This is a genomic window from Maccoyibacter intestinihominis (assembly GCF_040096355.1).
In the GTDB taxonomy this organism is placed as follows: Bacteria; Bacillota; Clostridia; order Lachnospirales; family Lachnospiraceae; genus Maccoyibacter; species Maccoyibacter intestinihominis.
Genome location: NZ_JBBMEX010000022.1, coordinates 1 through 7,865, shown reverse-complemented (window position 1 = coordinate 7,865; position 7,865 = coordinate 1). Strand labels below are relative to the sequence as shown.

At 38.4% G+C, this 7,865-nt stretch carries 8 protein-coding genes and 1 tRNA gene; 3 read left to right on the top strand and 6 right to left on the bottom strand.

The features are described from left to right. From WMO43_RS13820 to WMO43_RS13810, 3 genes are all read right to left on the bottom strand, one after another. Positions 1-150: transposase (locus WMO43_RS13820; RefSeq protein ID WP_496113295.1), on the bottom strand; the 150-nt coding region annotated here is incomplete at its 3' end. A gap of 176 nt (positions 151-326) precedes the next feature. Further along, positions 327-1,184: a hypothetical protein gene (locus WMO43_RS13815; protein ID WP_353531568.1), complete on the bottom strand. Its 858-nt coding sequence runs from the start codon at positions 1,182-1,184 to the stop codon at positions 327-329. A 27-nt stretch (positions 1,185-1,211) separates the two neighbouring features. Continuing rightward, positions 1,212-3,719 (bottom strand): leucine-rich repeat protein, encoded by a 2,508-nt coding sequence (locus tag WMO43_RS13810; RefSeq protein WP_353531567.1) that lies wholly within the window; start codon positions 3,717-3,719, stop codon positions 1,212-1,214. 115 nt (positions 3,720-3,834) lie between these two features. On the opposite strand from WMO43_RS13810, the gene WMO43_RS13805 reads away from it, so the two are divergent. The 3 genes from WMO43_RS13805 (at position 3,835) to WMO43_RS13795 (ending at position 5,696) form a co-directional block, all read left to right on the top strand. Beyond that, positions 3,835-4,074 (top strand): helix-turn-helix domain-containing protein, encoded by a 240-nt coding sequence (locus tag WMO43_RS13805; RefSeq protein ID WP_353531566.1) that lies wholly within the window; start codon positions 3,835-3,837, stop codon positions 4,072-4,074. A 61-nt stretch (positions 4,075-4,135) separates the two neighbouring features. Then, positions 4,136-4,903, top strand: a complete 768-nt coding sequence (locus tag WMO43_RS13800) for an ABC transporter ATP-binding protein (RefSeq protein ID WP_353531565.1) — start codon at positions 4,136-4,138, stop codon at positions 4,901-4,903. Then, positions 4,896-5,696 carry an ABC transporter permease gene (locus tag WMO43_RS13795; protein WP_353531569.1) on the top strand — a complete coding sequence of 267 codons (801 nt, stop codon included), beginning with the start codon at positions 4,896-4,898 and terminating at the stop codon, positions 5,694-5,696. The genes WMO43_RS13800 and WMO43_RS13795 overlap by 8 nt, the downstream gene beginning before the upstream one ends. 29 nt (positions 5,697-5,725) lie before the next feature. On the opposite strand, the gene WMO43_RS13790 is transcribed toward WMO43_RS13795, so the two are convergent. From WMO43_RS13790 to WMO43_RS13780, 3 genes are all read right to left on the bottom strand, one after another. Then, entirely contained in the window at positions 5,726-6,472 is a 747-nt protein-coding gene (locus WMO43_RS13790) for a hypothetical protein (protein WP_353531564.1), read from the bottom strand. A 118-nt stretch (positions 6,473-6,590) separates the two neighbouring features. Continuing rightward, a complete protein-coding gene (locus tag WMO43_RS13785) occupies positions 6,591-7,172 on the bottom strand; it encodes a 4'-phosphopantetheinyl transferase family protein (protein WP_353531563.1) in 582 nt (193 codons plus the stop codon). Between the two features lie 125 nt (positions 7,173-7,297). Next, positions 7,298-7,370 (bottom strand) — tRNA-Thr (locus WMO43_RS13780). Positions 7,371-7,865: the final 495 nt, after the last annotated feature.

Genomic DNA, 7,865 nt, shown 5'->3' with positions numbered 1-7,865 from the left:
ATCAGAATAAGTATCACGAACAAGGTCATAAATAAATGACCAGTCAATTGCTTTATCGATAATCCGCAGAAGATGATTCTGTGGAACAAGATCATCGATACATACGATCTGCATTTGTTTTCTCACTTTTTCAGTTTCTTGAGTCATCATATGAAAATACCGCCTTTTTTGATATCTTCATTATACCAAAAAGAGGCTTAAAAGTCTTGAAAATACTGACTTTTAGCCTCTTTCAAAGAAAAATCCTCGGCGGAATGCCGAGGTCTTTGTCTACAGTCTGAAAAATGCAGCATAAAGCTGCATTTTTTACTTTCTTTTTCTGTTTTCTAACTAAACTCATGTCCCGGAATAGAATTATTTGAAAAATAAATACCCTCTACCAACTCAAATCCATATACCTTAATTGCCGTTACATCCGGAAACGTAAAATTCAAAGTATATTCTTTTCCATAATATGCTGCACTTGTTCCATCTCCGACAAACTCTGCTGTATGATCCTTGAATATCATTTCATATTGTTTTGTCTGCGGATTATACTGTTCTATCCGGAAATCAAAGGAAACCATCGTAACATTATACACCACTACTCTGCACGGATTTGCCGGACATTCCGGATTATCTCCATAAATTCTAGAATCATTATATTCTCCACCATACAATTCTACTGCTCTTAAGATACTGCCTGATTGTTCTTTTGAAGATTGAGATACACTCTTCACTTTGGAATAGGTTCCGATTCCTGCTCCCGCATCATGGCTATCCACGCCTCCTACCCCAGAACTTAAAATCAGCACATCCTCCTCATTTTTAATTTCAAAAGTATCTCCTTCCCATTTAATAATGACTCCATAGATATCCAGCGTATTGTCATCAATAATCTTACCTGTCTGATCTGTACAGGACGCTTCTCTTGCTCCATCCTCATATCCATCATAGGTAATCGTTTTTGATTTATTGTCAATACTCTTAATATCCATTCCCCATGAACCGTTGGTATAGAATCCAAGTCGGGTTTCGTCAAATCCTTCTGTCTTTTTCGATTCTTCTGTTTTTTTCGACTTTTTCTCCGTTTCTTCCGTACTACTTTTTTTCGTCTCTTCTGCAGATTTTGCTGAACATCCTGTTACACCTGTGCATAAAACCAGTAACAGGCTTAAGACTGTCACTACAATTCTGTTTTGCATGTCTTTTTCTGTTGCCTTTCCCCTCTTTTATTTTGTAATTTTTTTACTCTTTTTACTACTCCAATTGCTATAATACGTTGTTTTTCCTGATTTTTTATAGCTTCGGATTCGGATATAATATTTCTTATTCTTTTTCAGTTTTGAAATTGTTTTTTTGGTGGTGTTCTTTGACTTAATATTGAGTGTCTTTGCCCCACTAAATTTCTTTGATGTAGAATACTGTACCTGATAGCCTGCTGCTTTATTGTTCTTTTTCCATTTTACTTCCAGTTTTTTTGCCGCTTTGTTGACCGGATTATTCAGTGCAGGTGCAGTTAGACGAATTATTTTCTTTCCAGTTCTATGATAGGTTCCTTTATCATTTCCATTGTAAGCACATACCGTATAAAAATATGTCTCTCCATTTTTGGATTTCACCTTTTTATCTGTATAAGTTTTGGTATTTTCACCTGATACTGCTGCTACATACTGCCATGCACTACTTCCTTTTTTACGATAGATACGATATCCGGCTGCCCCTTTTACTTTTTTCCATTTTATGGTTGCACCAGAAGATACATTTTCCACGCTGTTAAGTGCTGGCTGTGCCAGATACCGCAATGTCTTTCCACTTGCATCATACGGACTTGTCCATCCATTGGCATATGCAGCAACAGAATAAGAATAACGGGTTCCACTGTGTACTGAAGTATCACAATAGCTGTCTTTACTGCTTCCTACTGTGGCTATTTTGCTCCATTTCCCATTCTCAGCTTTTCTGTATATGTAATATTGTTCTGCTCCTATTACTTTTCCCCATTTTATGTTTGTTCCAGAAGCGGTATTTTCCACATTTGTCACTGTCGGTGTCTTCACTTTAATTAGGAAACCGGTTTCTTTCATTCCGCAATATTCACTGCTAGATAGAGCAGTTACCGTTACCTTAGCTGTTCCAAGATTTACATTATTTTTATATGAAACCGTGTAATCCTGTCCGCTTTTTAATACTTTTCCTTTATATCTTACTGTAACTCCCGGGGTCACTGCACCTCCTGTATAATCTGCATCCGGTATCTTATCAATAACCGCTTCTTTTAAATCTTTTACATAACCGACATTACTTTCTAATCCATCCACAGTCTCTCCAAGCCAATCCGTATAGGTAAGACAAACCTTATAGTAATGTTTGGTATTGCCTGCTGTTTTATCTATATACTCGGTTCCCTGAACCTGTCCAATCTCCTGATAAACTCCATTTTCTGCAGATGACCGTAAAATCTTATATTTAGCTACCGCCGTAACCGCATTCCAGCTTAGTTTTACGGTATTATTATTCATATCTTTTACTTTCAGACCAGAAGGTGCATCAATTGGGAAAAAGCTGTAGCCATAATTCTGTGCCCCCTGCTGAACTTGGGAATTGAGTAAGCCGTATATTTCTGTGTTCTTACCAAAAGAGTTTATCCGAATATTGGATTTTATCACTACAACTTTTTGCTCATCGTTAGATACGATACCAGTAGTTCCAAAAGCTGTTATATATTTTAAAGTCCTCGGTAATACTAATTTCTGAATGGGATTGTTAAAAAAAGTTCTTCCGGTCCACGTAGCTTGTTCCGGTGCAATTTCTTCCAACCCCTCCGGTAATTCTACTTTTCTTAAATTGCAATTGCAAAATGCACTGTTTCCTATTTGTTTTAAGGCACTTGGTGTCTCAAACTGCAATTCTGAAAGAGATGTACAGTTCTCAAATGCCTGTTCACCAATATAACTTACCCTTCTTGGTATGACAATGCTGCTGATATTGGAGCATTCATAAAAAGCTTTTTCATTAATACGTTCTGTTAAAGGTGATAGCATTATATTCTTAAGTGCTGTACACCTTACAAATGCCTGACTACCAATTTTCTTACACATGCTGGAGTTTGAAAAGACTACTTTTTCTAAAGAAGTACAGTTATTGAATGACCAACTGTTTATTAATTCCACTGCATCCGGGATTTGAATTTCTTTTAAATTTTTACAGCCAGAAAACGCTCGATTTGAAATTTGTTTCAGACCAGCCGATAAGCGTACTTCTTTTAATTGGCTACAACCAGAAAATACACCTTCTCCCATACTTTCAATTGAATCACACAGTTCCACTTTTTGCAGAGAATCACAATGTTCAAAAGCGCTATTTCCAATGTTCTTGATACCTCCTTCAAAGATAACAGAAATAATGGAATCATTATTATAGAATGCTCTCTCTGCTACTGATGTAACCTTATAAGTAATTCCCCCTTTTACCGTCTGTGCAGGAATTACAATTGCTGTGTCCACTCCGGTATAACCGGTAACCGCTGCTGTTCCTGTCGTAGCATCAAATTGAAAGCTAAAGCCTTCTGTTTGTTCCCCAACTGCAGAACCTGTCACATCTGCCTGCTCGTTTACCTGCTCATTCACCTGCGTATTTTCCTCTACACCCTCCGTTGCGAAAACCTGCATCGGCACTGTAGCTGCCATAACAACAGCCAGCCCCATAGCGGTCACTTTCTTTCGTTTCCTTCTTTTCATAAAATTTCCTCTCCTTTTTTATCTTGTCTTATAACAAGACATTTTTTTATAAAAACTAGTATAGCATTGTTTTTGTCCTATAACAAGACTTTTTTATGATTGAGAGGAGTATTTTATGCCTAGAATTATTGACAGTAACGATAAAAATTTAATTGGTGATAAGGTAAAAGCATTGAGGAAAGCAAAAAAAATGAGCCAGCAGACCTTATCTGACCGACTCGAAACAATGGCTATCTATGTATGCCGGGGTTCTATTTCCCGAATTGAGGACAAGAGCAGAACCGTCACCGATATTGAACTCTATGGTATTTCCAAAGTATTAGAGACTCCGATTGAATCTTTTTTTGAGTCATAACTCTCTTCACATTTTCTTTTATTTTTCATATGATAAACTATATTTTATCAGGAGGATTGTTATGGAACCACTGCTTGAAATCAATCATGTCAACTACGCTTACCATTCCATGCAGGGTGAAACACCGGCTCTTCAAAACATTCATTTTACGGTCTGTAAAGGAGATTTCATCGCAGTTGTAGGGCCATCCGGCTGTGGAAAAACCACGCTGCTTTCCCTGATCGCAGGTCTGCTCCTACCGGAAGAAGGCGAAATCCTGCTAAACGGAAAACGCTTACAGGAGCAATCTAACAATCCCATCGGCTACATGCTGCAAAAAGATCATCTGTTGGAATGGCGGACCATCTGGAAAAATATCCAGCTTGGCTTAGAAATTCAGGGAAACATCAACTCTGCATCCACCGCCTATGCCAATTCACTTTTAAAAAATTACGGTCTCTATGATTTTAAAGACAAACGTCCCTGTGAACTTTCCGGCGGTATGCGCCAAAGAGCCGCTCTTATCCGGACTCTTGTTTTAAATCCTACACTTTTGCTCTTAGATGAACCATTTTCTGCCCTAGACTACCAGACCCGTCTGAAAGTAGCAGACGATATTGGCATGATCATCAAACAGGAGGAAAAAACAGCGATTCTTGTCACCCATGACCTGTCTGAAGCAGTTAGTCTGGCAAACCGTGTCATTGTATTAAGTGAACGTCCGGCACAGATTGCCGCTGTTGTTCCTTTAGAATTTGAAGAATCCTTAACACCTTTTGAGCGGCGTGCTGCTCCTCAGTTTAAAGACTACTTCAATATCATCTGGAAGGAGTTAAACCATGATGAGTGAATTATCCATTGCCCAAAAGCAATATATTCTTTCCCAAAAAAAACACCGACGCACTGTGCGGATCGGAAGAAGCAGTATCTGTATTCTTTTTTTACTCCTTTGGGAATTTACTGCCGATGCCGGGATCATTGATTCTTTTGTTTTCAGCAGTCCTTCTAAAATTGTAACCTGTTTTATTTCTATGCTAAAAGATGGCTCCATCCTGCTCCATACAGGGATTACGCTTTTTGAGACTTTTGTCAGTTTTGCATTTGTTTTCTTCTTTTCATTATTATTTGCAATCTTACTGTGGTGCAGCCGAAAATTATCGGAAACTTTAGAGCCTTACCTTGTAATACTGAACAGTCTCCCAAAATCCGCTTTGGCTCCTCTGCTGATTGTCTGGCTGGGAGCAAACTATAAAACCATTATTCTGACCGGCATGTCCGTTGCTATCTTTGGTTCCATCCTTAACCTCCATCAGGGATTTGAGGACGTAGATACGGATAAAATAAAGCTGATACAGACACTTGGCGGAAACAGATGGCATATACTCACAAAAGTACTGCTTCCCGCTAATGTCCCAAGGCTTCTGAGTCTGGCAAAAGTCAATATCGGTCTGTGTTTAGTCGGCGTTATCATCGGAGAATTTATTTCCTCTAAATGCGGCCTTGGCTACCTCATCATCTATGCCTCCCAGGTATTTAAAATGGATTGGATGCTGATGTCCATTGTGATTCTCTGCATGATTTCCATGGGACTTTACGGATTGATTGGCTTTGCAGAAAAATGGTATCAAAAAAGGATGGGATAATTCCCATCCTTTTCACAATCTCATTTTTTTTATAACGGACTCTCAAATGCAATCTGTGAGATAAAGTTGTTTACTTCCTGCTCTGTTGCATCTGTATAGGTAAAGATAAATTCAATCATATAATTGCCAACTTTATGGATACAGTATGTCTGCTGATACTGACTTGTTTTTGATGTCATTGACGCAAACTCCGTTCCGCCGATATCCTGAGTCGTAGGCTCTTCTACCTCATATCCCATATTAAGAGATGTCAGTGAATTGCCAACTGCCTTTAAATACTGCTCCTCTGTGATACTGATTGAATCTGCCTTATCCATATCTTCATAGATGACAGATACACTGGAACTGTTATCAGAAAACAGGATGATGGTATCATACAACGCACCTTCCATAACATCTTCCATTGTTTCAGCGGTATAAGTCTCCTGATTCTCTAAAAAGTCTGTTCCAAGATTCAGTGTCTGGGCAATCTGCTCATCGGTGCAGGCAATCATGTTAGATGCAACCGGGAATGATACGCCAAAGCTCTCATTCTTATACATTCCATCTGCAATAGTACCACGTTTCACATCTGTGATCTTCTTGTCTGTCTCATTAGAATCTTTCTTTTCTGTTTTTTTGTTATCCTTCTTTGTTTCGCTCTTCTTTTCTGTCTTGCTCTCGACAGTTTCTGTTTTTTTGTTATCTTCTGTCTTTTTCTCTTCCTGACCACATCCGGCAAGCTGTATACAAGCTAAAGACATAATAACGAGCATTGCTGCAATTTTCTTTTTCATGTTCCCTCTCCTTTTTGTTATCTTTTGGTATTAAATATCCTTTATTATATTATCATATTTTTCTTTGGACTGCTATCCCTATTTTGAAAATCTTTCGGATTACATGATTTAAAAATTTTTATGATTCCCATTCTACTTTCCGGACTTTAAAGTGATCTGCTGTCTCTGCATTTTCCTTTATACAGACAGAAATTACTCCTTCCGTTAAGAGATACTGTCTGAACACTCCCTCTTTTTCACTCTGTATCTTCCCCTTCTCATCCAGTGTAAATCCGATCATTTCCGGTGGAATGGAAAATCCTTTGCCTGTCATTTTCATATAACTTTCTTTCAATGTCCAAAGGCGCAAAAAATCCAATTCTTTTTGCTCCGACTGTTGCAGCCATTCCCACTCTTTTCGTGTGCAGGTTCTTTGCATGGCATTTTCACGGACTTTTCTCATGCTTTCTGCATCTATCCCTACTTCGCAGTCTGCACATGCAACTGCGATCAGCTCCTGCCCATGACTCAGATTAAAAAAAATCTCATTTTCATTTCCTATATAATAAGGCTTTCCGTTACTTCTCCGCTCTATCATACTTTCTTCATAGGAAATCCCAAAACTGTGCCAAAATCCATAGGTTAAAAGCCGCTTCGATAACTCTTTTTGATTTTCTTCTTTTTTCTTTGTACAATAGTAAATGTGGCAAAAATACGACATATACTCCTTCCCCTCTTTCTCTCTTCTTTGCTTCTATAATATCCTTCTACCATTTTCTGCAAAAAAATAAATCGACTTTTCATCGATTTACTTTTGCAGGAATCTTCTTCACAGATATTCTAAAAAGCTGAGAATGGGACTCGAACCCACGACCTGCTGATTACGAATCAGCTGCTCTACCAACTGAGCCATCCCAGCACGCATTATACAAAAATCATGCTCTACTATTATATATAATACTTTTGAAAAATGCAAGGCTTTTTATGAGTTTATGAGATTTTTGTTTTTCTGATCTGAATAAGATTTGTTATAGACTACGGCAGAAGTGCCGCCTTATATAAGAAAATATGCTTTGAGGGTATTATAGCATGGTGGGAAGTGGGTTACAACCGGATTTTGTGCAATACGGCTGTCCTTGGATATTTTTATTTTTGTATGCTTCTACTTTTGTATGATGGAAGCGACCTCGGCTATCCCCACGGACATGCTGCGTTTCCTGTTCGTCTCACACGCCTTTTTGCTCATGTTTTGTGTAACTCGCCCTACGGGCTCAAACAAACACAAAACATGAGTGGCAGTCTGCTCCTCACGACGTAAGCCTCGCAACTGTCTGTGGGGATAGCCGAGGTCGCGTACTACATAGAAAATCCTAAAACAACTTCTAAAAGAATTATATTTATGGAATTATTCGAT

What these genes read in the sequence shown, in the direction of transcription:
- WMO43_RS13815 (WP_353531568.1), bottom strand. Translation starts at nt 1,184, where the DNA reads ATGCAAAACAGAATTGTAGTGACAGTCTTAAGCCTGTTACTGGTTTTA.
- WMO43_RS13810 (WP_353531567.1), bottom strand. Translation starts at nt 3,719, where the DNA reads ATGAAAAGAAGGAAACGAAAGAAAGTGACCGCTATGGGGCTGGCTGTT.
- WMO43_RS13805 (WP_353531566.1), top strand. Translation starts at nt 3,835, where the DNA reads ATGCCTAGAATTATTGACAGTAACGATAAAAATTTAATTGGTGATAAG.
- WMO43_RS13800 (WP_353531565.1), top strand. Translation starts at nt 4,136, where the DNA reads ATGGAACCACTGCTTGAAATCAATCATGTCAACTACGCTTACCATTCC.
- WMO43_RS13795 (WP_353531569.1), top strand. Translation starts at nt 4,896, where the DNA reads ATGAGTGAATTATCCATTGCCCAAAAGCAATATATTCTTTCCCAAAAA.
- WMO43_RS13790 (WP_353531564.1), bottom strand. Translation starts at nt 6,472, where the DNA reads ATGAAAAAGAAAATTGCAGCAATGCTCGTTATTATGTCTTTAGCTTGT.
- WMO43_RS13785 (WP_353531563.1), bottom strand. Translation starts at nt 7,172, where the DNA reads ATGTCGTATTTTTGCCACATTTACTATTGTACAAAGAAAAAAGAAGAA.